A 23,369-nucleotide genomic window follows, 5' to 3' on the forward strand; every position below is an offset into this window, starting at 1 on the left:
AAGAGCGATAAACAGGGTGGCGCAGAATGATAAACAACTACGATGTCACCCAGAAGTGCTCCACCTTGTAGACCCGACTCACCGCTCTGGGCGCTGAAGTGTTCGGGTATGAAACGCCCGACTGCGAACGTTTCTGGTGACAACCCAGGGGATTCAGCCCCTGTGGCCGGTGAGGAGCGTAACCAGACGCTCTTTCACCTCGGCGTTGCTCCCCCTCACGTATTTTCGCCGGACTGGTTCCTCCAATACGGTTACCTGGGCAACGCACCTCTTCTGGCAATTACCGACGTCTTTCACCTGGCCGGGGGAATAAGGACATTATATCCCCCGCGAATACCCTTTCGCTGTAGCGTGAAATGCGCGAGCAATAGATACTTACAATACGTAAGCACTGCGGATATATAAAGGCTTAACGCCAGCTATGTCAACGCTGCGGTTATGCGGATTTTTCATGCCCCTGCGGCTAACAGAAAAAAGCCTTATGATAGCTATACTAATGGGGCTTTTTACTCCGTTTTGACCTGATTCCTGACCGGCGTCAGGGACAAGTCACAAAAATCATCACAATTTTCCGTCACCGGCGCTACAATCGACCGAAGTCACAATCTCAAATCAGAAGAGTATTGCTAATGAAAAACATCAACCCAACGCAGACCTCTGCCTGGCAGGCATTACAGAAACACTTCGACGAAATGAAAGATGTCACTATCAGCGAGCTGTTCGCCAAAGATAGCGACCGTTTTTCTAAGTTTTCCGCGACGTTCGACGATCTGATGCTGGTGGACTTCTCCAAAAACCGCATCACCGAAGAGACGCTGGCTAAACTGCAGGATCTGGCGAAAGAGACTGATCTCGCAGGCGCCATCAAGTCGATGTTCTCCGGTGAAAAGATCAACCGCACCGAAGATCGTGCGGTACTCCACGTCGCGCTGCGCAACCGCAGCAATACGCCGATTGTGGTTGATGGCAAAGATGTGATGCCGGAAGTGAACGCTGTGCTGGAGAAGATGAAAGCCTTCTCTGAAGCGATTATCTCCGGCAGCTGGAAAGGCTACACCGGCAAACCGATCACCGACGTGGTCAACATTGGTATCGGTGGCTCCGACCTCGGTCCGTTCATGGTCACCGAAGCGCTGCGTCCGTATAAAAATCACCTCAACATGCACTTTGTCTCCAACGTCGATGGCACCCACATCGCCGAAGTGCTGAAGAACGTCAACCCGGAAACCACCCTGTTCCTGGTCGCGTCCAAAACCTTCACCACTCAGGAGACCATGACCAACGCCCACAGCGCACGCGACTGGTTCCTGGCGACCGCGGGCGACGACAAGCATGTGGCTAAACACTTCGCGGCGCTCTCCACCAACGCGAAAGCGGTTGGCGAGTTCGGCATCGACACCGCCAACATGTTCGAATTCTGGGACTGGGTTGGCGGCCGTTACTCCCTGTGGTCGGCGATTGGCCTGTCCATCATTCTCTCCGTGGGCTTCGACAACTTCGTTGAGCTGCTGTCTGGCGCGCATGCGATGGATAAACACTTCTCCACCACCCCGGCGGAGAAAAACCTGCCGGTGCTGCTGGCGCTGATCGGTATCTGGTACAACAACTTCTTCGGTGCGGAAACCGAAGCGATTCTGCCGTACGACCAGTACATGCACCGTTTTGCCGCCTACTTCCAGCAGGGCAACATGGAGTCCAATGGTAAGTATGTCGACCGTAACGGCCACGCCGTGGACTACCAGACTGGCCCGATTATCTGGGGCGAGCCGGGCACCAACGGTCAGCACGCGTTCTACCAGCTGATCCATCAGGGCACCAAAATGGTACCGTGCGATTTCATCGCCCCGGCTATCACCCACAACCCGCTCTCCGATCATCATCCGAAGCTGCTGTCCAACTTCTTCGCCCAGACCGAGGCCCTGGCCTTCGGTAAATCCCGTGAAGTGGTGGAGCAGGAATATCGCGATCAGGGTAAAGATCCGGCGACCCTGGAGCACGTGGTGCCGTTCAAAGTGTTCGAAGGCAACCGCCCGACTAACTCTATTCTGCTGCGTGAGATCACCCCGTTCAGCCTCGGGGCGCTGATTGCTCTGTACGAGCACAAAATCTTCACCCAGGGCGCGATCCTTAACATCTTCACTTTCGACCAGTGGGGCGTTGAGCTGGGCAAACAGCTGGCTAACCGCATCCTGCCGGAACTGAAAGACGGCAGCGAAGTCAGCAGCCACGACAGCTCCACTAACGGTCTGATTAACCGTTATAAAGCCTGGCGCGCATAACGCTTGCGCCGTTAAGACGAAATGCCGACCTTATGGTCGGCATTTTTTTACAGCCGCCGCAGCAGGCGGGCTGGGTTTCCCGCCCACACGCCTTTCTCGGTGATGGACTTCGTCACCACGCTGCCCGCGCCAATCACCACGCCGTCGCAGATGTTGACGGCCAGAATCGTGGCGCCGCTACCGATCGACACGTCATCGCCAATCTCAATCCGCCCCCAGCTGGCGCGGTCGGCGTTTGGTTTGCCGTCGCGAAACAGGTCGTTGGCGAACATCACCCCGTGACCGATAAAACAGCGCCGGCCAATGGTGACGTACTCGCAGATAAAGGTATGCGACTGGATTTTACTCTCCGCGCCGATGCGGGTATTCCCCTGGATCTCAACGAACGGTCCAACGAAGACGTTATCACCCAGCGTGCAGTCGTACAGGTTGGCGGGCTGGTAAATAACGACATTTTTCCCACAGACGACGTTACGTACGCCGGTGTCACGAAGCTCAGGCATAGTTCCTCTCATAGCGGTTTGCCCAGAATATGTAAGGTGCTTTGCTGGCTGGCGGAATGAAAAGTTGCGTCTTTGATGTGCTGCATCCCCTGGCGTTCGTAAAAACGGCGCGCGGCGGGATTCGCGGCGAGTACTTCCAGCCACAGCCAGCTTTCACCGGCCGTTTTTGCTCGCGTCTCGACGGCGTGAAAAATCTGCTCGCCGTAGCGGTGGCCAGTCTCCCCCGGCATCAGGTAGAGCTTATGCAGCAGCGTACCCATCGTGCCATCTTCAGCCATTCGCTGCTGATAGCTATATTTAGCGAAACCAACGGGGGAAGCGGCTTCGGCGATGAGCCAATGATGGTTGGCATCGGTAAGACTCCGACGTAGCGCATCTTCGGCATATTCTTGCTTAAGAAATAACGCTAGTTCATCGGCATTGCGCCAGAGATGGGCGAAGTGGTGCTGGTAACTGGCATAACCCATCGCGCTCAGTTGTGGCGCGTCCTCGGGCAATGCCTTTCGGATAGTTAACATGCTGCGTTCCTCGGGTCGTTCAGTGGCTATAGTGCCTGTAATATGAACAACGTGGAACGACAAAAATCGGTGGGGAAGGGGCTGGAGGTTCTTCCTCCAGCCGGGGGGATTAACGGGCGAAAGCGATCGCTTCGATTTCGACGCCAGCGTCTTTCGGTAACCTGGCTACTTCCACGCAGGAGCGCGCCGGAAAGGCCGCCTGATGTTCGGTAAAGAAGGCCTCGTAGGCGGCATTGATGGCGGCAAAATCCGCCAGGTCTTTCACAAACACCGTGGTTTTGACGATCTGACCAACGGTGAGGCCGGCGGCTTCGACGATGGCTTTCACGTTCTCCAGCGACTGGCGCGCCTGTTCGGCAATGTCGTCGGGCATGGTGCCGTCCTGCGGATTAATGGGCAGCTGGCCGGAGGTGAGGGTCATCGCGCCGAGATTGACGCCCTGAACGTACGGACCAATCGCGGCGGGCGCGTCAGCGGTAGTAATAATCATGTGGTTACCCCTTCAAACAGTTACAGAAAATAATTCAATAGCACCAGCGAGCCGACGCCGCTCACCACCACCCACACCAGACCTAAACGGAAGCTGGCGAGCGTACAGATAATGGCGGCGATCACCTTCGGATTTTTTAAGTCGAACTCCATGCTGGAATTCACGCTCAGGATCTGAATGGTGATGATGGCCGGCAGGACGGTGACCGGCACGAAGCGCAATGTTTTGGTCACCCGCTCAGACATCTGGATCTTGCCGGCCAGGCCGATAAACGAGAAACGAATAAGAAAAGTGACCGCGGCCATGCCCAGCGTCAGGGCGATAAAATAGCTATTACTCATTTTCCAGCGCCTCCACTAACGGCATATCGGATTCGGTTGTTGCCATCTGCTTGCGCTCTTCCGCCAGGTCGACGCACAGGCCGGCAAGGACGCCGAGCACGGAGGCGACAACGATACCCAGCGAGTAGGGCAGGACCACTAACAGCACGCCGGAAACGGCGGCCACTACCGCGGCGACGGTGCAGGCCTGGCTTTTAATTTGCGGCACCACGATGGCGATAAAGGCGGCGACCATGGCGAAATCGAGACCGTATTTCTCAATGTGGGGAAACGAGGCGCCGACCAGCGCGCCAAGAAAATCGGCCAGCACCCAAATCGCCCAGAAGGTGACCATCGCCGAACCATAAAACAGATATTTTTCCTTTTTATTTCCTTCCATCTCTTTGACGGTGGTGGCATACACCTCGTCGGTGAGCGCATAGGACATAAAGCATTTTTTAAAGAATGAGGCTTCGCGCACGGTGCCGGAAATAGAGGCGCTATACAGCACATGGCGAAGATTAATAATTAATGTGGTGAAAATAATCACGCCGAGCGTGGCGCCGGTTTTTAACATATTCAGTGCCAGCATTTGCGCCGAACCGGCAATCACAATCGCCGACCACGCGGTACTTTGCCAGACGCTCATGCCGGCGCTGACGCTTAACGCGCCAACAATGAACGAGAAAGGAAAGTCCCCGATGCACAGGGGCATAATGGCGCTGGCGCCGCGTAATATGACTTTTTTATTCATCGTAAAATACCTGTTGGTGCAGGCAATAAATCATTATTGCGTAGGGTACAAAAGGGCTGGTCTTATTTGCTGACCATAATGCGAATGATCTCTTTATCGGTTTGCGCCATAGGCTTAATCACGAGGCGGCACAGGTTATTAATCGACTGTTCGACGTCGGCGCAGACAATGCCGTCGTTGGCGCTGGCGCAGCGGTTTTGCATCGCCATCAACACAGATTTAAAGGCGCTGGAAACCACCGAGGAGACCTTCATCGCGCAGCTGTTGGAAGCGCCATCGCAAATCATACCGGTAACATCGCTAATCATATTGATGATGGCGGTGTTGATGGTTTCGATATTGCGGGTAAACAGCCATGCCATACCGGCGGCGGCGCCCATGGCGGCGGTGGAGGCCGCGCACAGTGCGGACAGGCGGGTATAGCGCGAATGGATGGAAATGGCCGTCAGATGCGAGAGCGCCAGCGCGCGAGCGAGCGTCTCTTCATCGGCATTCAGATGCTCGGCGACGGTAACTACCGGCATGGTCGCCGCGATCCCCTGGTTGCCAGAGCCGAAGTTCGACATGGCGACCACCGGGGCTCCGCCCATACGCGCATCGGAAGCTGCGACGGTGTTGATAATGACCTCGCTCATTAAGTCATTACTTAACAAACCATTTTTAACGGCTTCAGAGAATGTTCCGTTAATATTCAACCCATACTTTTTCGATTTGCCTTCTGCAGCCAGTGCGCTATTGAGGCGGGCGGCTTCCAGAATAAACGTAATATTCTCAACCGGCGTGGAGATAATAAAGTCATACGCTTCCTGGAGAGAGAAAGTTGGCAGTTCAGTCTGCGCTGTGGCGCTATTTTCCCCGGCGTGTAATGGCTGCTGTTCGCCATTAATATATAACTCGACCACATTGGTATGCGTGCCTTTTACCACGACGCGACAGGTCTGGTCACCGGCGCTGAGGGTGAGATCGAGATGAATAAAGTCAGGCGTATCCTGGACGTCAATAGTAACGTGGCCGGCATCCACCAGCGCTTGTGCCTGTTCCACATGCTGTGAAGTAATGCCTGCCAGGGTCTGTAATCCCTTATCGGCATCGCCACCAAAGGCGCCGATGGCGGCGGCCAGCGCGACGCCATTAACTGTCGTGCCGGGAATCGTGACGCCCGTGGCGTTTTTGTACAGATTGGCAGAAATAAAACCGCTAATTTTTTCGCAGGGTGTCGCTAAATGTTTCGCGGCGTAAGCGGTGGTAAATGAAATAGCAACAGGTTCCGTACAACCTAATGCTGGTGCGACTTCTCGCTGTAGCCAGCGAATAAAAAGTGAGGATGCTTGGTCAGACATTATTATGATTCCTGGACGTAAGATGATGAGGAAATATGCTAAGGGAATCGGCAGAAAAAAACTTTCTCAAATAACCCTTTATTTATTAAGGTCTGGAGAAAAATTTTATTTTTAGCCTTATCTAAACATGCAGGCCTGTATGTAAATTAAGTTATTGATTAACAACGACTGTGCAGGGATAGTTTTATACAAAAAAGGGGATTCAGTTATGTCGATCACACGCCGTTAAGGAGGGCATTTTTCTCTTTTGCCGAAATCCTGTCCTGAGGGCGCAAACGTGTAAAGCCCACGCGGTGAGGGGTAACTGTAGATCTGGATCACACTTTTGCGCTATACCGGACGCAACAAGGACTGATTATGAGGTGTGAATATGTCGTCGGTTTATCGCCCACTGGTGAATTTTATCGCCACTGCGATGCAAACGGTTTTGAATCTGGGGCTGCTGTGCCTGGGGATTATCCTGATCGTCTTCCTCGGTAAAGAGACGCTGCATCTGGCCGATGTCCTCTTTACCCCGGAGCCGACCAGTAAGTACCGGCTGGTGGAAGGACTGGTGGTCTACTTTCTCTACTTCGAATTTATCGCGCTGATCGTCAAGTATTTTCAGTCGGGGTTCCACTTCCCGCTGCGCTATTTCGTCTATATCGGCATCACCGCGATTGTGCGTTTGATCATCATCGATCATGAATCGCCGATGGCGGTGCTCATATACTCCGCCGCGATCCTGATCCTGGTGATTACGCTCTGGCTGTGTAACTCCAATCGCCTGAAACGCGAATAAAAAAAAGCGGCCTCCAGGGCCGCTGACCAACAGTCACAAATAGAATTTATGTAGGGTCCAGTTGAGGATAGCAGTGGCATTGGCCTTACTTTTTCAGCTGAGGGCGACGGCGACAATACCCGGTTGGGGTCGTGTATTGCGGCTAGACCGTCGGCCCCCATCTGAAATTTGGGGCCGGTGTTACAAAAAAAACTTAACCTTTCACCCCACCCGCCGTCAGGCCGTTCACCAGCCAGCGCTGCGCCAGCAGGAACACTACCGTGATTGGGATGGCGGAGAGTACCGCCGCGGCGGCAAAATCGCCCCACAGATAGTTCTGCGGGTTGAGATACTGTTGCATGCCTACCGCCAGGGTATAGCTGTTCACATCGCGCAGCAGCAGCGAGGCGACCGGCACTTCGGTGATGGCGGCGATGAACGACAGAATAAAGACCACCGCCAGAATCGGCACCGACAGCGGCAGCAGCACGAGGCGGAACGCCTGCCATGGGGTCGCGCCATCCAGCGCCGCCGCTTCTTCCAGCGAGCCATCGATGGTTTCGAAGTAGCCTTTAATCGTCCAGACGTGCAGGGCGATACCGCCCATGTAGGCAAAGATCACGCCGCCGTGGGTGTTGAGGCCGACGAACGGGATGTACTGGCCCAGGCGGTCAAACAACGCGTACAGGGCAACCAGCGACAGCACCGCCGGGAACATCTGGAAAATCAGCATCCCTTTCAGCAGGGTCGCTTTCCCCGGGAAGCGCATACGGGCAAAAGCGTAGGCGCAGGTGGTGGAGAGGGCGACGATGCCGATCGCGGTAATCCCGGCAACCTTAATCGAGTTCCACAGCCACAGCAGGACCGGGAACGGCGGCGGCGTGACGCGGCCATCCGCGTGTTCGACGCTGAAGCCTAACGCCAGACGCCAGTGTTCCCAGGAGATGGTATCCGGGATCAGGCTGCCGGTGGCGAAGTTGCCTTCGCGCAGCGAGATAGCGATAACCATCAGCAGCGGAAACATAATCGCGGCGATAAAAATCAGTAGCAGGAGATGCGTGGTAAATAAACGTAGCTTCTGCGATTTGGGTTGGACCATAGCCATTATCGTTATCTCCCTTAATCAAACTTCATGCGTGTGGCTTTCAGGTTCACAATCGCTAACGCGCCAACCAGCAGGAAGATAAGCGTTGCGATAGCCGCCGCCAGGCCGAAGTCCTGACCGCCGCCGCCTTCAAAGGCGATACGGTAGGTGTAGCTCACCAGCAGGTCGGTATAACCGGCCGGGGTGGTGGTGCCGAGACGGTCCGGACCGCCGTTGGTCAACAGTTGAATCAGGACGAAGTTGTTAAAGTTAAAGGCGAAGCTGGCGATCATCAGCGGCGTCAGCGGCTTAATCAGCAGCGGGAAGGTAATTTTAAAGAAGTTCTGGAACGGGCCGGCGCCATCCATTGCCGACGCTTCGTACAGATCGTCCGGAATCGCCTTCAGCAGCCCCATGCACAGGATCATCATGTACGGGTAGCCCAGCCAGGTGTTGACGATGATGATCATGGTGCGCGCAGTGGTCGGGTCGCTAAACCACGCCGGTTTAATGCCGAACAGCGCGCTGAGCATCATGTTGATTTCACCAAAGCTCTGGTTGAACAGGCCTTTGAAAATCAGAATCGAAATAAATGACGGTACGGCATACGGCAGAATCAGCAGGACACGGTAAATCGCTTTGCCTTTCAGCGCTTCCCACTGCACCAGGCAGGCGAGGATCATCCCCACCGCGACGGTCAGCACCACGGTCAGAACCGAGAACACCACCGTCCAGACGAAGATGGCGAAGAACGGTTTCTGGATGCCTTCATCGTGGAAGACGCGGGTAAAGTTATCCCAGCCGATAGTCACGGTGTAGCCCGGGCTCAGCTTTTCTGTGCCCCAGCTACCGTCGGCGTTGATTGCCTGGTAGAAACCAACGTCGTTGTTCGGGCGGTATTTGACGTGGGTTTGATTGTTGGTCAGCTCGCCGTTTTCGCCAAGCGTATACAGCGGTTGGGTGCCGGAGAACTGGCGCAGCGAGCTCATGATCACTTTGCTGTCATCTGGCAGTACGGCGGTCAGCTGGTTCAGCGCGGTGCGGTTCTGGGTAATGACGCGCAGGTTGGCGCGCTCGCCTTCCGGCAGGGCGTCAGTTTCTTTTAACGCCAGCTTCTGCTCGCCGCCGAATTTAAAGGCATCGGAAAGGTAGTTTTTACCGCTCTCGCCATCGGTCAGGGCCAGCTTCCACTCGTCGCCTGCCGGGATCAGCGTGAAGTTATAGGCTTTGCCGGCCTGGAAGGAGCGATCCATCAGCACCTGCTGCGCGCGCTCAAAGGTCAGCTGGTTGGTGCTGCTGTAGTTGGTGAACGCGATAGCGATAGTACAGATCAGCGGAAACAGGACAAACAGGCCCATGCCGGCGAGGCCGGGATAGACATAGCGCCAGGCATAGGCCTTGCGATTAGCGAAAATATACAGGCCAACTGAGCTTAAAATCAGCGTCATGATGGCGAACAGGTACTCCCCCTGGGCGTACATCAAAACAACAAGGTAACCCACCAGCAGGCACAGTAAGCCAATCACAGACCATGTGAGTTGCGGACTTTGCCACCAGTGTCTCTTTTTAACGGCATCCATGGGGATCATCCTCTACAGCGTTAAACATCTGTCGGCGTCAGTGCCTGATGGCGCTGCGCTTATCCGGCCTACGGATTGTGTAGGCCGGATAAGGCATTCATGCCGCCATCCGGCACGTGCGCTACAGCATTACTTAGTGATACGGCTCTGGGCATCCTTCAGCGCAGCATCGACAGTCTGACGACCGCTGGCGGCGTTGATAACCGCGGTACGAACGGCATACCAGAAGGCAGACATCTGCGGGATGTTAGGCATAATTTCGCCTTTCTGGGCGTTCGCCATGGTGGCAGCGATGCGCGGATCTTTTTCCAGTTTTTCCTGGAAGGATTTCAGCGCCACCGCACCCAGCGGTTTGTCGTTGTTAACGGATTCCAGACCCTGATCGGTCATCAGGTAGTTTTCGAGGAACTCTTTCGCCAGCTCTTTGTTCGGGCTGGCGGCGTTGATCCCCGCGCTCAGCACGCCGACGAACGGTTTCGATGGTTTGCCTTTAAAGGTCGGCAGCAGGGTCACGCCGTAGTTAACCTTGCTCTTATCGATGTTAGACCACGCCCACGGACCGTTGATGGTCATCGCGGTTTCACCTTTGTTGAAGGCCGCTTCCGCGATGGAGTAATCGGTATCGGCATTCATGTGCTTGTTCTTGATCAGGTCAACCAGGAAGGTCAGGCCCGCTTTCGCGCCTGCGCTGTCCACGCCGACGTCTTTCACATCGTACTTGCCGTTTTCAAACTTGAACGCGTATCCGCCGTCGGCAGCGATCAGCGGCCAGGTGAAGTACGGTTCCTGCAGGTTGAACATCAGCGCGCTCTTACCTTTCGCTTTCAGTTCTTTATCCAGCGCCGGGATCTCTTCCCAGGTCTTCGGCGGGTTCGGCACCAGGTCTTTGTTATAAATCAGGGACAGCGCTTCCACCGCGATCGGGTAGGCGATCAGTTTGCCGTTATAGCGAACAGCATCCCAGGTGAACGGATAGAGTTTGTCCTGGAACGCTTTGTCCGGGGTGATTTCCGCCAGCAGGCCGGACTGCGCGTAGCCGCCGAAACGGTCATGCGCCCAGAAGATGATGTCCGGGCCGTCGCCGGTCGCCGCAACCTGCGGGAATTTCTCTTCCAGCTTGTCCGGGTGTTCTACAGAAACTTTAATGCCGGTGTCTTTTTCAAACTTTTTACCCACTTCAGCGAGGCCGTTGTAGCCTTTGTCGCCGTTAATCCAGATAACCAGCTTACCTTCTTCAATTTTCGCGAGGGCAGAGGCGGAAAACATCATCGTGGTCAGTGCCGACAGCGCGAGGATGCGAGCGCCAGTTTTGATTTTCATATACCCGTCCTTTTTGGTGTTGTACTCGTGGATACACTTCGGTGGCTTAACGATGATGAGTTTCCTTTTTTAACAACCCCTTTCCATCCTCCCCAGGTCTACGCCCCACCCACTGGTTGTGTGATCTCCATTGCAAAAACGGCCGTATTGCGTCCTGGAGCACAGAAAAAAGCGCCCAATTTTGTCGCCTCCATCACGAAATCACCCGCTGCCCGCCATCCCCCGCGGCGAGAGCCAATCTCTCATCCTCCCATCTCCTCCCCCATAAAAAAGCCGGGGGGTGGAGGATTTGCCCGGCTAATGAATGCCGCATAGTCGACCCATCTTGAATGTGACTGTTAGTGACAGGTTGTAACGAAGGGAGAAGGGCATGGCGAGCGTACAGCTGCGAAATGTAACGAAAGCCTGGGGTGACGTGGTGGTATCGAAAGATATCAATCTCGATATCCACGAAGGGGAATTCGTCGTGTTTGTCGGGCCATCGGGCTGCGGCAAATCTACCCTGCTGCGTATGATTGCCGGGTTAGAAACAATTACCAGCGGGGACCTGTTTATCGGTGACACCCGCATGAACGAGATCCCACCGGCAGAACGCGGCGTTGGGATGGTATTCCAGTCTTATGCGCTCTATCCCCACCTTTCCGTTGCGGAAAATATGTCGTTTGGCCTGAAGCTGGCCGGCGCGAAAAAAGATCTGATTAACCAGCGGGTGACCCAGGTGGCGGAAGTGCTGCAGCTGGCCCATCTGCTGGAGCGTAAACCGAAAGCCCTCTCCGGCGGTCAGCGCCAGCGTGTGGCGATTGGCCGTACGCTGGTGGCTGAGCCGAGCGTCTTCCTGCTGGATGAGCCGCTCTCCAACCTCGATGCCGCCCTGCGCGTTCAGATGCGTATCGAAATCTCCCGTCTGCATAAGCGACTGGGCCGCACCATGATCTATGTGACCCACGATCAGGTGGAAGCGATGACCCTCGCGGACAAGATCGTGGTCCTCGACGCCGGCCGTGTGGCGCAGGTCGGGAAACCGCTGGAACTCTATCACTATCCGGCTGACCGCTTCGTCGCCGGCTTTATCGGTTCACCGAAGATGAACTTCCTGCCGGTCAAAGTTACCGCGACGGCTATCGATCAGGTGCAGGTTGAACTGCCAAACCGTCAGCAAATCTGGCTACCGGTGGACAGCGCCAATGTTCAGGTGGGCGCCAACATGTCCTTAGGTATCCGCCCGGAGCATTTACTGCCCAGCGATATCGCCGATGTGACCCTCGAAGGCGAGGTTCAGGTTGTCGAGCAGTTAGGTCACGAAACGCAAATTCATATCCAGATCCCCGCCATCCGTCAAAACCTGGTCTACCGCCAGAACGACGTGGTGTTGGTAGAAGAGGGAGCCACATTCGCTATCGGTTTGCCGCCAGAACGTTGCCATTTATTCCGTGAGGATGGCACCGCTTGTCGTCGGCTGCATAAAGAGCCGGGCGTGTAAGGCTTCCCATTAAAAAAAGGCGCGAACCCGGCTGGCGGTACACCGGCGAAGCGTGCAAAGAAAAGCAATGATCTCAGGAGATAGAATGATGATTACTCTGCGCAAACTTCCACTGGCGGTCGCCGTCGCGGCAGGCGTTATGTCTGCTCAGGCGCTGGCTGTCGATTTCCATGGCTACGCGCGTTCCGGCATTGGCTGGACCGGCAGCGGCGGCGAGCAACAGTGCTTCAAAGCGACCGGCGCTCAAAGTAAATACCGTCTTGGTAACGAATGTGAAACCTATGCGGAACTGAAGCTGGGCCAGGAGCTGTGGAAGGAAGGAGATAAGAGTTTTTATTTCGATACTAACGTTGCCTATTCCGTGAATCAGGAAGATGACTGGGAAAGCACCTCTCCGGCGTTCCGTGAAGCCAACATCCAGGGTAAAAACCTGATCGACTGGCTGCCGGGCTCCACGCTGTGGGCGGGTAAACGCTTCTATCAGCGTCATGACGTTCACATGATCGACTTCTACTACTGGGATATCTCCGGCCCGGGTGCAGGTCTGGAAAACGTTGACCTTGGCTTCGGTAAGCTCTCTCTGGCCGCTACCCGTAACACAGAAAGCGGCGGTTCTTATACTTTCTCCAGCGATGACACCAAGAAATATGCTGCGAAAACTGCCAACGACGTCTTTGACATCCGTCTGGCGGGCCTGGAAACCAACCCGGGCGGCGTACTGGAGTTAGGCGTCGATTACGGCCGTGCGAACCCGCAGGATGACTATCGCCTGGAAGACGGCGCGTCGAAAGACGGCTGGATGTGGACCGGTGAACATACTCAGTCCATCTGGGGCGGCTTCAACAAATTTGTGGTTCAGTACGCCACTGACGCAATGACCTCCTGGAACAGCGGCCACTCTCAAGGGACCAGCATCGATAACAACGGCAGCATGATCCGCGTTCTGGATCACGGCGCGATGGACTTCAACGATGACTGGGGCCTGATGTACGTTGCGATGTACCAGGACGTGGATCTGGACAGCAAAAACGGCTCCACCTGGTACACCGTGGGTGTTCGTCCGATGTACAAATGGACGCCGATCATGAGCACCCAGCTGGAAATCGGTTACGACAACGTGAAATCTCAGCGTACCAGCGAAAACAACAACCAGTACAAAATCACTCTGGCTCAACAGTGGCAGGCAGGCAACAGCGTCTGGTCTCGTCCGGCTATCCGTATCTTCGCAACCTACGCGAAGTGGGATGAAAACTGGGGCTACAGCAACACCTCTGGTCTGCAGACGAGAGACAGCAGCGGAAGCGGCGCTTTCACCTCCAGCCGCGGTGACGACAGCGAAGTTACCTTCGGTGCCCAGATGGAAGTGTGGTGGTAATACCGTCCGCAGGACGGGTGTAACCTGGGAGGGGCATCGGCCCCTCCTGACTATTCAGGGTTAGCGCGCTATTGCCTGGCTACCGCTAAACCGATGCTATCCAAGGTGAGAAGAATGAAAATGAAGAAAACTCTCGTCGCTCTGTGTTTATCCGCAGGGATGTTGGCATGCGTGCCGGGGATGAGCCTTGCCGATGTTAACTTTGTACCGCAGAACACCAGCGCCGCGCCGTCTATTCCAGCCAGCGCGCTGCAGCAGCTGATCTGGACGCCTGCCGATCAATCGAAGACGCAGAGCGTAGATTTAACCACCGGCGGTCAACGCCTGGATGTTCCAGGGATCGTCGGACCGGTCGCCGCCTGGAGCGTGCCGGCCAATATCGGTGAGCTGACCCTGACCCTCGACAGCGAACTGAACAAACATAAACAGATTTTTGCGCCGAACGTGCTGATTCTCGACCAGAACATGACGCCAGCGGCGTTCTTTCCCAGCAACTACTTTACCTATCAGCAGCCGGGCGTGATGACTGCCGATCGCCTGGGCGGTGTGATGCGCCTGACCCCGGCGCTGGGCCAGCAGAAGCTCTATGTGCTGGTGTTTACCACTGAGAAAGATCTCCAGCAGACCACCACCCTGCTGGATCCGGCGAAGGCCTATGCCAAAGGCGCAGGCAATGCGGCGCCGGACATCCCGGATCCGATCGCCAAACATACCACCGATGGCGTGCTGAAGCTGAAAGTGAAAACCAACAGCACCTCCAGCGTGCTGGTGGGGCCGCTGTTCGGCTCCTCCGGCCCGGGCCCGGTCACCGTCGGTAACACCGCGGCGCCGGTAGCTGCGCCAGCCGCCGCTGCCGCTGCGGCGCCGGCCGCCAAAAGCGAACCGATGCTCAGCGATACTGAGACCTACTTCAACAACGGTATTAAGCAGGCGGTGAAACAAGGTGACATCGACAAAGCCCTGAAATTGATGAACGAAGCTGAGCGCCTCGGCTCCAAATCCGCTCGTTCCACCTTTATCAGCAGTGTAAAAGGCAAGGGGTAATCGTCTCCCCACAATGCTGATGTTTAGGCACAGCCTTTAGGTGCATCCTCCGGGATGCACCTTTTTTTGCACGCGCGGCGGTCTGTTGCATGGCTGTTGCGTGAATGATCGTATATTGACGTTTGCCCGCCACCAACCGCCTATTCTGCGATACAATGCTCTCACGTTATGTACCGGAGAATCAGGCATGTCCCATCCTGCGCTTACGCGACTGCGTGCGCTGCGCTATTTTGCCGTTATGCCGCCCCTGGCGCCGCCCCTGAGTGATTGGCTGCTGCTGGAGGACTCAATGACCCAGCGTTTTGAGCAACAAGGAAAGCAGGTCACCGTCACCCTGGTTAACGAAGGGTATATCGGGCGTGAGGCGCTGGCTGACGAAGCGGCTCTGTTGCCCGACGAGCCGCGCTACTGGCTGCGGGAGATTATACTCAATGCCGATGGCGAGCCCTGGCTGGCCGGGCGCACGGTGGTGCCGGAGTCGACGCTGTGTGGGCCGGAGCTGGCGCTACAGCAGCTCGGGCAGACCCCGCTGGGCCGATACCTGTTCACGTCGTCGACGTTAACCCGCGATTTTATTGAAATTGGTCGCGATGCAGCGCTGTGGGGGCGTCGTTCCCGTCTGCGGCTGAGCGGCAAACCCCTGCTGCTGACCGAGCTGTTTTTGCCTGCGTCGCCGTTGTACTAAGAGGAAGAAAAAATGGAGTGGAGTCTGTCGCAGAATAAGCTGTTGGCGTTTCATCGCCTGATGCGCACTGACAAACCGATCGGCGCCTTGCTGCTGCTGTGGCCGACGCTGTGGGCGCTGTGGGTGGCCTCGCCGGGCGTCCCGCCGCTGTGGATCCTGGCGGTATTCGTCGCCGGCGTCTGGCTGATGCGCGCCGCCGGCTGCGTGGTGAATGACTATGCCGATCGAAAATTTGATGGTCACGTAAAGCGTACCGCCCGCCGTCCGCTGCCGAGCGGCGACGTCACCGAGAAAGAGGCGCGAACGCTGTTTATCGTTCTGGTGCTGCTCTCCTTCCTGCTGGTGCTCACCCTCAACACCATGACGATTTTGCTGTCGGTGGCAGCGCTGGCGCTGGCGTGGGTCTATCCGTTTATGAAGCGCTACACCCATCTGCCGCAGGTGGTGCTGGGGGCGGCCTTTGGCTGGTCGATTCCAATGGCCTTCTCGGCCGTCAGCGAATCGCTGCCGCTGAGCTGCTGGCTGATGTTCCTCGCCAACATTCTGTGGGCGGTGGCCTACGATACCCAGTATGCGATGGTGGATCGCGATGACGACGTCAAGATCGGCATTAAATCGACGGCGATCCTGTTCGGCGAAAACGATCGTCTGATTATCGGTATCCTGCAGGTGGCCGTGCTGGCGCTGATGGGCGCGGTAGGCTGGCTGAACGGGCTGGGCTGGGAATACTACTGGTCGCTGTTCGTGGCGGCGGGTCTGTTTGGCTGGCAGCAGAAGCTTATCTTCAATCGCGACCGCGATAACTGCTTTAAAGCGTTTATGAACAATAACTACGTCGGGCTGGTGCTGTTCCTCGGCCTGGCGATGAGCTACCTGTAAAATCCCTGTCCCCATCCTTGCCCCCCGGTTTGCCGGGGGGCGAGGAGGACAGCAAACGCCGCGTTACGCGTCGTCCTGCGTGACGCTTTCGATAGTCAGACGTACATCCGACGTAATCAAATCCGCTAGCATCCGATAGACCTTCAGGGTCTCTTCCGGCTCGGCATCGCCCGTATCGCTGATATAGCCTTCATCGCGCAGGGTCAGCACCAGGGTACTGAACACCGCTTTATCGAAGAACTCCGGCGCGTTGATGCCATGCAGCACCGACAGGCGCTGAGCCACGGTACGGCTCTCTTTCTCCAGCGAGCTGCGGTTGATAGACGGGTTAGCGCTCAGCAGCCAGAAGGTAATGGCGTAGCGCTGCAGCGTCTCGCGGGCGCCTGCGGCCAACAGCTGCAGAGAGCGAGAGTGCGACGGGTTGAGGCTCATCACATCGCCATCGATGACGATCAGCTCCTGACGCAGCATCTCGGCAATCAGCGCATCCATCACTCCTGCCAGCTCCGCTTTCTCCCAGCGCAGGAACAGCTCGGCTTTAAGGAACGGATAGAGCGTTTCCACATGGCGCAGCACTTCGGCGCGGCTGAGATGACGATGCTGAGTCACCAGGGCGGCTAACAGCGACGGCATCACCAGCATATGGGCGATGTTGTTGCGATAGTAGGTCATCAGCACCGCCTGCTCGCGCGGCAGAATGATGATGTCGCCAATGGTGTCTTTCTCGACTTCGAACTTGTTCATCTGCAGCGCGTGGTCGATAAGTTCGCTGGCCGAAGCGGACGGCGCGGTGGCATCCGGCGAATAGGGCACATTGCGCAGCAGCGCGAGGTAACACTCCAGCTGCTGGGTGAGCTGCTCACGGGTCAGCGAACGCTGGCGGGAGGCCAGCAGCGCCGTACAGCAGAGGTTCATGGCGTTGGCCGCGCCGGCGTTGTTGATGCGTACCATCAGGTCAGCGGCGATGTTATTCACCGTCGGCGTCAGCCAGGAAGGGCGGACCGCTTCGATCGGGTCAATCGCTTCCCGCCACTCCGGCACATGGTGGTTCAGATAGGTCATCAGCGGTAGCGGTTCGCCGAAGTTAACGTAGCCCTGGCCAAGATTGCGCAGCTTGCTTAAGCCGCGCACCATCTGCGGCAGACTCTCTTTCTCTTTGGTGGCGCCGCGCAGCTCTTTGGCATAGGTCCCTACCTCCATCACGTGCTCGTAGCCGATGTAAATCGGCACCAGGGTGATCGGCCGGGTGCCGCCGCGCAGCATCGCCTGGATAGTCATCGACAGCGTACCGGTCTTCGGATCGAGCAGACGGCCGGTACGGGAGCGGCCGCCTTCGACGAAATACTCTACGGAATAGCCGCGGCTGAACAGTTCGCCAAGGTACTCGCGGAACACCGTGGAGTAGAGCTTATTGCCCTTAAAGGTGCGGCGAATAAAGAATGCGCCGAGGCGGCGGAAGATTGGCCCGGCTGGCCAGAAGTTAAGGTTGATACCCGCCGCGATATGCGGAGGCACCAGCCCCTGGTGGTACAGGACGTAAGAGAGCAGCAGATAGTCCATGTGGCTGCGGTGGCAGGGGACATAGACAATCTCATGGCCGTCGTGCGCCAGCTGGCGTACGCGCTCGGCGTTATGCACGTTGATGCCCTGGTACAGGCGGTTCCAGGTGAAGCCGAGAATGCGGTCGGTCAGGCGGATCATCTCGTAAGAGAAGTTCGCGGCAATCTCTTCCATCAGCGCAATCGCGTTCTGCTGGGCCTTCTCGTGGGAAATTTTCTTGCTGCGCGCTTCGTCTTCCACCGCCCGGGCAATGGCCTTCGACGCCAGCAGCTTGTTAAACAGATCCTGGCGGGCCGGCAGACGCGGGCCGACGGCGGCCAGGCGCTGGCGGGCAAAATGCATCCGCGCGACACGAGCCAGTTTCTGGGCGATGATCTTATCGGTACCGTGCTCATCCGCCATGCGGCGCAGCGATACGGAAGGCGAGAAGCGCACGAAGCTATCGCGGCCGAGCCAGGAGACGGCGAAAAATTTCTGAATGCCGTTAAGCATCCGCAGCGGCGGATTAACTTCCCCTTTCTCACGACCCGGCGAGCGGCCGAACATCACCGACACCGGCACCATTTGCACATCGAGATCCGGATGGTTGCGGTGCAGATCGAGGTAGTCGTGGAACAGCTTGATGGACTCTTCTTTTGGCGTGTAGTAGGTGAATACGCGCGGCCCGCCGTGGATGAATACGTAGCGCGGCAGCAGGGCGCCGTCGATTTCCAGCGGTTCAAGCGGGTCAGGTAAATCATGCGCTAGACATTGGGCGCGCAGCGTCAGCAGGTCCGCCTTGGAGTTATAGGGCAGGACGTACATGACCGGACGCGAGGTATCGAGTCCTAATTCCTGAGCAGGCTCTGCCGGAATAGACTTGCTTTTTACCAGCACCCGTAATGGTAAATTCAGTAATTTATAGTAAATTCGTTGCCAGCCGGACATAAACGATGTGAAGCCTCTGGTTAATCATGCAAATGCGCGGCAAGAATAACAGAAAGCGGGCAAAATTTCCGTTACCGCGCGGCAAACGCGTACACTCATCGACGTCATTTACATAAAAAGGTTTTGTGATGGCCAATAATACCACCGGGTTAACCCGAATCATTAAGGCGGCAGGTTACTCCTGGAAAGGATTTCGCGCGGCGTGGATCAACGAGGCCGCGTTTCGTCAGGAAGGTGTCGCCGCCATCGTGGCCGTCGCGATAGCCTGCTGGCTGGACGTCGACGCCATCACCCGCGTATTGCTGATTGGCTCGGTCCTGCTAGTGATGATAGTCGAAATTCTCAACAGCGCGATTGAGGCGGTCGTGGACCGTATTGGCTCGGATTATCACGAGCTTTCAGGGCGCGCCAAAGACATGGGGTCGGCGGCGGTCCTGCTGGCGATTATCATCGCGCTGATCACCTGGGGAACGCTGCTGTGGAGCCATTATCACTAACGTTCTTCGCTAACCCTCGCAAAATATAAACAATCTGCCGATTTTTGTGTGCCATGTGGTTCCAAAATCACCGTTAGCTGTATATACTCACAGCATAACTGTATATACACCCAGGGGGCGGAATGAAAGCGTTAACGACCAGGCAGCAAGAGGTGTTTGATCTCATTCGGGATCATATCAGCCAGACGGGCATGCCGCCGACGCGTGCGGAGATTGCTCAGCGCTTGGGGTTCCGTTCCCCAAACGCGGCGGAAGAACACCTGAAAGCGCTGGCGCGTAAAGGCGCAATCGAGATCGTCTCCGGCGCCTCGCGCGGTATCCGCCTGCTGACGGAAGAAGAGCACGGCCTGCCGCTGATCGGCCGCGTCGCCGCCGGTGAGCCGCTGCTGGCGCAGCAGCATATTGAAGGCCACTATCAGGTCGACCCGTCGATGTTCAAGCCCAACGCCGATTTTCTGCTGCGCGTCAGCGGGATGTCGATGAAAGACATCGGTATTCTGGATGGCGATCTGCTGGCGGTCCACAAAACCCAGGATGTGCGTAACGGCCAGGTGGTGGTAGCGCGCATTGACGATGAAGTGACGGTGAAGCGCCTGAAAAAGCAGGGCAACGTCGTCGAACTGTTGCCGGAAAACAGCGAATTTACCCCTATCGTTGTCGATCTGCGTCAGCAGAGTTTTACCATTGAGGGTCTGGCCGTTGGCGTGATCCGTAATGGAGAATGGCTGTAACGCCTGCCCCCGCGCAGCGTCATCTGATGCATGACGCTGCGACGTTTGTCCTCAATCAGGTCTCCGAACATGCTGCTCAACGCTGCCGATAAAGCGCTGTGGCGCCTTGCACTCCCCATGATTTTCTCCAATATCACCGTCCCGCTGCTGGGGCTGGTGGATACCGCGGTGATCGGCCACCTTGACAGCCCGGTATACCTCGGCGGCGTCGCGGTCGGAGCGACGGCCACCAGTTTCCTGTTTATGCTGCTGCTGTTTCTTCGCATGAGCACCACCGGGCTGACCGCTCAGGCCTGGGGGGCCAAAGATCCGCTGCGACTGGCGCGGGCGCTGGTGCAGCCGCTGGCTCTGGCGCTGGGCGCCGGGGTGTTGATTATCCTGTTTCGCCTGCCGCTGATTAACCTCGCCCTGCATATCGTCGGCGGCAGCGGGGCGGTTCTCGAGCAGGCGAGACGATTTCTCGATATCCGCTGGCTCAGCGCTCCCGCGTCGCTGGCCAACCTTGTGCTGCTTGGCTGGCTGTTGGGGGTCCAGTACGCCCGGGCGCCGGTGATTTTGCTGGTGGTCGGTAATCTGTTGAATATTGTGCTCGACCTGTGGCTGGTGATGGGCCTGCGGATGAACGTCCAGGGGGCGGCGCTGGCCACGGTCACTGCGGAGTACGCCACACTCATTATCGGCCTGATGATGACGAAGCGGGTGCTGACGCTGCGCGGCGTGTCGCTGGCGATGCTGAAAAACGCCTGGCGTGGCGACATGCGCCGTCTGCTGGCGTTGAATCGCGACATCATGCTGCGCTCCCTGCTGCTGCAGCTGTGCTTTGGCGCGCTGACCGTCTACGGCGCCCGTCTGGGCAGCGATATCGTGGCGGTCAACGCCGTACTGATGACCATGCTGACCTTTACCGCCTACGCGCTGGATGGCTTTGCCTATGCCGTGGAGGCCCACTCCGGCCAGGCCTACGGCGCGCGCGACGGCAGCCAGCTGCTGGAGGTGTGGCGGGCGGCCTGCCGGCAGTCCGGTATGGTGGCGCTGGCGTTTGCCCTGGTTTACAGCCTGGCGGGGGAGTACATCATCGCGCTGTTAACCTCGCTGCCTTCCCTGCAGCAGCTGGCCGATCGCTATCTGATCTGGCAGACCATCCTGCCGGTGGTCGGGGTCTGGTGCTATCTGCTGGACGGCATGTTTATCGGCGCGACGCGCGGCGCGGAGATGCGGAACAGTATGGCGGTCGCCGCGGCCGGCTTCGCCGTGACGCTGCTTACGGTCCCGGCGCTCGGCAATCATGGCCTGTGGCTGGCGCTGGCGGCGTTTCTCGCGCTGCGAGGCCTGTCGCTGGCGCTGATCTGGCGCCGCCACTGGCGACGCGGCACCTGGTTTAGTTAGCCCTTTCTCTAGCTCGCCGTTATCGGTGAACGTCCTCCGGTCGCGCCAGGCTTGCCGGATCGACTCAGTAGCCCGGCCGAGCGTAGCGCGTGCCGGGAAAACCACCTTCAGCGTTTCCAGTGAGGGCTATGGTTAAAAATTCCGAATAACGAATCGGCGCCAGCATTCTCATCTATAGTTAATACCATGTCCGGCACAAAACGGGCTGTAAACCCACCGAATGATGAGGACGTTATCATGAATAAAGACGAAATCGGCGGTAACTGGAAACAGTTGAAAGGTAAAGCCAAGGAACAGTGGGGCAAACTTACCGATGACGATATGACCGTAATCGAAGGGAAGCGCGACCAGCTGGTCGGCAAAATTCAGGAGCGTTACGGCTATGAGAAAGATCAGGCTGAGAAAGAAGTCTCAGACTGGGAGCATAAGAACGACTATCGCTGGTAGCGTTCCGTGATCCGAAGAATGAAGCATTTGTGTTAGTGCCTGTCTAAATGGCGCAGGGACGCGCCGTTAACCCTTTTTCCCGCTGCGGCTGCCGCTCAGCGGGCTTTCTTTTTGAGCTGAATCGTATGATCGTGCTGGCAGTGTCCCGGCGTGCTGCAGGCTTCCACTTCCACGCAGCTCGCGCAAAGGCCATGAGCTTCAATCACGTTGTGGCGCAGGGCGAAGCCCATTCTGGCCGCCAGCGTGTGCATGATATCTTCCACCCCTTCAGCCGCCTCTTCCTTCACCACGCCGCAGCGGTCGCAGATAAACATGGCCGAGCTGTGGGTTGGCTGGTCAAAGAGATGACACAGCACATAGCTGTTGGTCGATTCCACCTTGTGGACAAAACCCTGCTCGAGTAAAAACTCCAGCGCGCGGTAGACCGTCGGCGGCTTCGCCTGCGGCTCTTTCTCACGCAGCAGATCCAGCAGGTCGTAGGCGCTGATTGCCCCTTGCTGCAGGCTCATCAGGCGCAACACTTCCAGACGCTGTGGGGTCAGGCGTACGCCGCGTTGCGCACACAGCTTTTCAGCATGCGCTAACATCTCTTGCGAAGGGGTCTTATCCATGAGCATCCTCAGGTTGCGTGAAATTGAATCTGTTACTTTATCACGTTCCGCGGAAAACGCCGAGACCCGACGGGTGATGCGGGTCATACTTCAGATTGTCGGCGCCAGTCCACTCCCTGGCGCTGGCCGCTGACGCTCGTGGAGGCTGCGCCTTAGCCGGTCGTTAAAACCGTATGCCCGATTTAATCGCAACACGCCTGACCCAGGGTATGCTATATCTGAAGTGTCTCATTTTCGGGAGAAAACGATGAAACGACCTGATTGCATTCGCCACTGGCGCGAACTGGAAGGGCCCGACGATGCCACTTATCCCGACAGCCCGGAGCGTTTTTCCATTGGCGCGCCGCTGGGGCGCGGTTTACGCCTCAACCGGCTGGGCATCCACCACGAGAGACTGCCGCCCGGGCGGCGCACCTCTTACCCGCACGCGGAGAGCGATGAGGAAGAGTTCATCTATGTGCTGGAGGGCTATCCGGAAGTGTGGATAAACGGCTATCTCTGGAAGCTGGAGCCGGGCGATAGCGTGGGTTTCCCCGCCGGCACCGGCGTTTGCCACACCTTTCTCAATAACACCGAGCAGGAGGTTCGTCTCTTGGTGGTGGGTGAGGCCAACAAAAAGTACAACCGAATTTACTACCCGCTCAATCCCGGCTATGCCGCGACGCGCCAGGATCGCTGGGTTGATCATCCGCCGCAGTTCTTTGGCCCACATGACGGCAAACCGCGGATAAAGTAATCGACACCGGGAAGGGGCGAAGCGCGGCGCACTACGCGCCTGTGGTTTATCTTTATGCTATAG

The 23,369-nt window shown here is 57.0% G+C and carries 23 protein-coding genes, 1 pseudogene and 1 riboswitch; of the genes and pseudogenes, 12 read left to right on the forward strand and 12 right to left on the reverse strand.

The window, feature by feature from the left end; all coding sequences use genetic code 11:
- Nucleotides 1–45: 45 nt before the first annotated feature.
- Nucleotides 46–281: riboswitch (Lysine riboswitch) on the reverse strand.
- A gap of 348 nt (nt 282–629) precedes the next feature.
- On the forward strand, nt 630–2,279 hold the full coding sequence (gene pgi, locus AC6CWS_RS23200) for a glucose-6-phosphate isomerase (protein WP_023291617.1): 1,650 nt from the start codon (nt 630–632) through the stop codon (nt 2,277–2,279).
- Nucleotides 2,280–2,326: 47 nt separating this feature from the next.
- Here pgi and AC6CWS_RS23205 read toward each other — a convergent pair whose 3' ends face one another.
- The 6 genes from AC6CWS_RS23205 to AC6CWS_RS23230 form a co-directional block, all read right to left on the reverse strand.
- Nucleotides 2,327–2,782, reverse strand: coding sequence for an acyltransferase (locus AC6CWS_RS23205; protein WP_023291618.1), 456 nt, complete (start codon nt 2,780–2,782; stop codon nt 2,327–2,329).
- 8 nt (nt 2,783–2,790) lie between these two features.
- Nucleotides 2,791–3,300, reverse strand: a complete 510-nt coding sequence (locus tag AC6CWS_RS23210) for a GNAT family N-acetyltransferase (RefSeq protein ID WP_080901807.1) — start codon at nt 3,298–3,300, stop codon at nt 2,791–2,793.
- Between the two features lie 109 nt (nt 3,301–3,409).
- Complete coding sequence (locus tag AC6CWS_RS23215; protein ID WP_047718378.1) at nt 3,410–3,790, reverse strand: Rid family detoxifying hydrolase; 381 nt, start codon at nt 3,788–3,790, stop codon at nt 3,410–3,412.
- Nucleotides 3,791–3,810: 20 nt separating this feature from the next.
- Entirely contained in the window at nt 3,811–4,131 is a 321-nt protein-coding gene (locus AC6CWS_RS23220; protein ID WP_004206276.1) for an AzlD domain-containing protein, read from the reverse strand.
- The gene (locus AC6CWS_RS23225; protein WP_023291621.1) at nt 4,124–4,864 is read right to left on the reverse strand and encodes an AzlC family ABC transporter permease; all 741 of its coding nucleotides are present in this window, start codon (nt 4,862–4,864) and stop codon (nt 4,124–4,126) included. Before AC6CWS_RS23225 ends, AC6CWS_RS23220 begins: the two co-directional genes overlap by 8 nt.
- A gap of 62 nt (nt 4,865–4,926) precedes the next feature.
- On the reverse strand, nt 4,927–6,204 hold the full coding sequence (locus AC6CWS_RS23230; RefSeq protein WP_023291622.1) for an L-cysteine desulfidase family protein: 1,278 nt from the start codon (nt 6,202–6,204) through the stop codon (nt 4,927–4,929).
- Nucleotides 6,205–6,574: 370 nt separating this feature from the next.
- On the opposite strand from AC6CWS_RS23230, the gene psiE reads away from it, so the two are divergent.
- Complete coding sequence (gene psiE, locus AC6CWS_RS23235; RefSeq protein ID WP_004206282.1) at nt 6,575–6,985, forward strand: phosphate-starvation-inducible protein PsiE; 411 nt, start codon at nt 6,575–6,577, stop codon at nt 6,983–6,985.
- Nucleotides 6,986–7,178: 193 nt separating this feature from the next.
- Here the strand turns inward: psiE and malG are convergent, their stop codons facing one another.
- The 3 genes from malG to malE all read right to left on the reverse strand — a co-directional run bounded on the left by malG (nt 7,179) and on the right by malE (nt 10,948).
- A complete protein-coding gene (gene malG, locus AC6CWS_RS23240; protein ID WP_002884725.1) occupies nt 7,179–8,069 on the reverse strand; it encodes a maltose ABC transporter permease MalG in 891 nt (296 codons plus the stop codon).
- Nucleotides 8,070–8,083: 14 nt separating this feature from the next.
- Nucleotides 8,084–9,628: a maltose ABC transporter permease MalF gene (gene malF, locus AC6CWS_RS23245; RefSeq protein WP_023291623.1), complete on the reverse strand. Its 1,545-nt coding sequence runs from the start codon at nt 9,626–9,628 to the stop codon at nt 8,084–8,086.
- A 129-nt stretch (nt 9,629–9,757) separates the two neighbouring features.
- The gene (gene malE, locus AC6CWS_RS23250) at nt 9,758–10,948 is read right to left on the reverse strand and encodes a maltose/maltodextrin ABC transporter substrate-binding protein MalE (protein WP_004206285.1); all 1,191 of its coding nucleotides are present in this window, start codon (nt 10,946–10,948) and stop codon (nt 9,758–9,760) included.
- A 370-nt stretch (nt 10,949–11,318) separates the two neighbouring features.
- Here malE and malK point away from each other — a divergent pair, with 370 nt between their 5' ends.
- The 5 genes from malK (at nt 11,319) to ubiA (ending at nt 16,411) form a co-directional block, all read left to right on the forward strand.
- The gene (malK, locus tag AC6CWS_RS23255) at nt 11,319–12,428 is read left to right on the forward strand and encodes a maltose/maltodextrin ABC transporter ATP-binding protein MalK (protein WP_025713802.1); all 1,110 of its coding nucleotides are present in this window, start codon (nt 11,319–11,321) and stop codon (nt 12,426–12,428) included.
- Between the two features lie 85 nt (nt 12,429–12,513).
- Complete coding sequence (locus tag AC6CWS_RS23260; RefSeq protein ID WP_080901805.1) at nt 12,514–13,803, forward strand: maltoporin; 1,290 nt, start codon at nt 12,514–12,516, stop codon at nt 13,801–13,803.
- A 114-nt stretch (nt 13,804–13,917) separates the two neighbouring features.
- On the forward strand, nt 13,918–14,847 hold the full coding sequence (gene malM, locus AC6CWS_RS23265; RefSeq protein ID WP_008807310.1) for a maltose operon protein MalM: 930 nt from the start codon (nt 13,918–13,920) through the stop codon (nt 14,845–14,847).
- Nucleotides 14,848–15,034: 187 nt separating this feature from the next.
- Nucleotides 15,035–15,532 carry a chorismate lyase gene (ubiC, locus tag AC6CWS_RS23270; RefSeq protein ID WP_017900123.1) on the forward strand — a complete coding sequence of 166 codons (498 nt, stop codon included), beginning with the start codon at nt 15,035–15,037 and terminating at the stop codon, nt 15,530–15,532.
- 12 nt (nt 15,533–15,544) lie between these two features.
- Nucleotides 15,545–16,411, forward strand: a complete 867-nt coding sequence (gene ubiA, locus AC6CWS_RS23275; RefSeq protein WP_002884808.1) for a 4-hydroxybenzoate octaprenyltransferase — start codon at nt 15,545–15,547, stop codon at nt 16,409–16,411.
- Between the two features lie 63 nt (nt 16,412–16,474).
- Here ubiA and plsB read toward each other — a convergent pair whose 3' ends face one another.
- Nucleotides 16,475–18,898 (reverse strand): glycerol-3-phosphate 1-O-acyltransferase PlsB, encoded by a 2,424-nt coding sequence (plsB, locus tag AC6CWS_RS23280; protein ID WP_017900122.1) that lies wholly within the window; start codon nt 18,896–18,898, stop codon nt 16,475–16,477.
- A 128-nt stretch (nt 18,899–19,026) separates the two neighbouring features.
- Between plsB and AC6CWS_RS23285 the strand changes: the two genes are divergently transcribed.
- From AC6CWS_RS23285 to dinF, 3 genes are all read left to right on the forward strand, one after another.
- Nucleotides 19,027–19,395, forward strand: a complete 369-nt coding sequence (locus AC6CWS_RS23285) for a diacylglycerol kinase (protein WP_004206290.1) — start codon at nt 19,027–19,029, stop codon at nt 19,393–19,395.
- 122 nt (nt 19,396–19,517) lie between these two features.
- Nucleotides 19,518–20,126, forward strand: coding sequence for a transcriptional repressor LexA (gene lexA / locus AC6CWS_RS23290; RefSeq protein WP_004206291.1), 609 nt, complete (start codon nt 19,518–19,520; stop codon nt 20,124–20,126).
- 69 nt (nt 20,127–20,195) lie between these two features.
- On the forward strand, nt 20,196–21,512 hold the full coding sequence (dinF, locus tag AC6CWS_RS23295) for an MATE family efflux transporter DinF (RefSeq protein WP_080901804.1): 1,317 nt from the start codon (nt 20,196–20,198) through the stop codon (nt 21,510–21,512).
- Between the two features lie 60 nt (nt 21,513–21,572).
- Here the strand turns inward: dinF and AC6CWS_RS23300 are convergent.
- A pseudogene (locus AC6CWS_RS23300) lies at nt 21,573–21,684 on the reverse strand (hypothetical protein); the annotation flags it as partial.
- A gap of 65 nt (nt 21,685–21,749) precedes the next feature.
- Between AC6CWS_RS23300 and AC6CWS_RS23305 the strand changes: the two are divergent.
- On the forward strand, nt 21,750–21,959 hold the full coding sequence (locus AC6CWS_RS23305) for a CsbD family protein (protein ID WP_023291626.1): 210 nt from the start codon (nt 21,750–21,752) through the stop codon (nt 21,957–21,959).
- 95 nt (nt 21,960–22,054) lie between these two features.
- Here AC6CWS_RS23305 and zur read toward each other — a convergent pair whose 3' ends face one another.
- The gene (gene zur / locus AC6CWS_RS23310) at nt 22,055–22,570 is read right to left on the reverse strand and encodes a zinc uptake transcriptional repressor Zur (protein WP_049013098.1); all 516 of its coding nucleotides are present in this window, start codon (nt 22,568–22,570) and stop codon (nt 22,055–22,057) included.
- Nucleotides 22,571–22,817: 247 nt separating this feature from the next.
- Between zur and AC6CWS_RS23315 the strand changes: the two genes are divergently transcribed.
- Nucleotides 22,818–23,306, forward strand: coding sequence for a cupin domain-containing protein (locus tag AC6CWS_RS23315; RefSeq protein WP_023291628.1), 489 nt, complete (start codon nt 22,818–22,820; stop codon nt 23,304–23,306).
- The last annotated feature ends 63 nt before the right edge of the window (nt 23,307–23,369 follow it).

It is taken from the genome of Klebsiella sp. M041, assembly GCF_059759695.1.

Bases quoted from the DNA above. Each gene is read 5' to 3' on its own strand.
- lexA (WP_004206291.1), top strand. From the start codon at position 19,518: ATGAAAGCGTTAACGACCAGGCAGCAAGAGGTGTTTGATCTCATTCGG.
- AC6CWS_RS23220 (WP_004206276.1), bottom strand. From the start codon at position 4,131: ATGAGTAATAGCTATTTTATCGCCCTGACGCTGGGCATGGCCGCGGTC.
- AC6CWS_RS23230 (WP_023291622.1), bottom strand. From the start codon at position 6,204: ATGTCTGACCAAGCATCCTCACTTTTTATTCGCTGGCTACAGCGAGAA.
- AC6CWS_RS23210 (WP_080901807.1), bottom strand. From the start codon at position 3,300: ATGTTAACTATCCGAAAGGCATTGCCCGAGGACGCGCCACAACTGAGC.
- psiE (WP_004206282.1), top strand. From the start codon at position 6,575: ATGTCGTCGGTTTATCGCCCACTGGTGAATTTTATCGCCACTGCGATG.
- ubiC (WP_017900123.1), top strand. From the start codon at position 15,035: ATGTCCCATCCTGCGCTTACGCGACTGCGTGCGCTGCGCTATTTTGCC.
- AC6CWS_RS23305 (WP_023291626.1), top strand. From the start codon at position 21,750: ATGAATAAAGACGAAATCGGCGGTAACTGGAAACAGTTGAAAGGTAAA.
- malG (WP_002884725.1), bottom strand. From the start codon at position 8,069: ATGGCTATGGTCCAACCCAAATCGCAGAAGCTACGTTTATTTACCACG.
- pgi (WP_023291617.1), top strand. From the start codon at position 630: ATGAAAAACATCAACCCAACGCAGACCTCTGCCTGGCAGGCATTACAG.
- malE (WP_004206285.1), bottom strand. From the start codon at position 10,948: ATGAAAATCAAAACTGGCGCTCGCATCCTCGCGCTGTCGGCACTGACC.
- AC6CWS_RS23215 (WP_047718378.1), bottom strand. From the start codon at position 3,790: ATGATTATTACTACCGCTGACGCGCCCGCCGCGATTGGTCCGTACGTT.
- AC6CWS_RS23225 (WP_023291621.1), bottom strand. From the start codon at position 4,864: ATGAATAAAAAAGTCATATTACGCGGCGCCAGCGCCATTATGCCCCTG.
- AC6CWS_RS23260 (WP_080901805.1), top strand. From the start codon at position 12,514: ATGATGATTACTCTGCGCAAACTTCCACTGGCGGTCGCCGTCGCGGCA.
- plsB (WP_017900122.1), bottom strand. From the start codon at position 18,898: ATGTCCGGCTGGCAACGAATTTACTATAAATTACTGAATTTACCATTA.
- malM (WP_008807310.1), top strand. From the start codon at position 13,918: ATGAAAATGAAGAAAACTCTCGTCGCTCTGTGTTTATCCGCAGGGATG.
- zur (WP_049013098.1), bottom strand. From the start codon at position 22,570: ATGGATAAGACCCCTTCGCAAGAGATGTTAGCGCATGCTGAAAAGCTG.
- AC6CWS_RS23315 (WP_023291628.1), top strand. From the start codon at position 22,818: ATGAAACGACCTGATTGCATTCGCCACTGGCGCGAACTGGAAGGGCCC.
- AC6CWS_RS23205 (WP_023291618.1), bottom strand. From the start codon at position 2,782: ATGCCTGAGCTTCGTGACACCGGCGTACGTAACGTCGTCTGTGGGAAA.
- ubiA (WP_002884808.1), top strand. From the start codon at position 15,545: ATGGAGTGGAGTCTGTCGCAGAATAAGCTGTTGGCGTTTCATCGCCTG.
- malF (WP_023291623.1), bottom strand. From the start codon at position 9,628: ATGGATGCCGTTAAAAAGAGACACTGGTGGCAAAGTCCGCAACTCACA.
- AC6CWS_RS23285 (WP_004206290.1), top strand. From the start codon at position 19,027: ATGGCCAATAATACCACCGGGTTAACCCGAATCATTAAGGCGGCAGGT.
- dinF (WP_080901804.1), top strand. From the start codon at position 20,196: ATGCTGCTCAACGCTGCCGATAAAGCGCTGTGGCGCCTTGCACTCCCC.
- malK (WP_025713802.1), top strand. From the start codon at position 11,319: ATGGCGAGCGTACAGCTGCGAAATGTAACGAAAGCCTGGGGTGACGTG.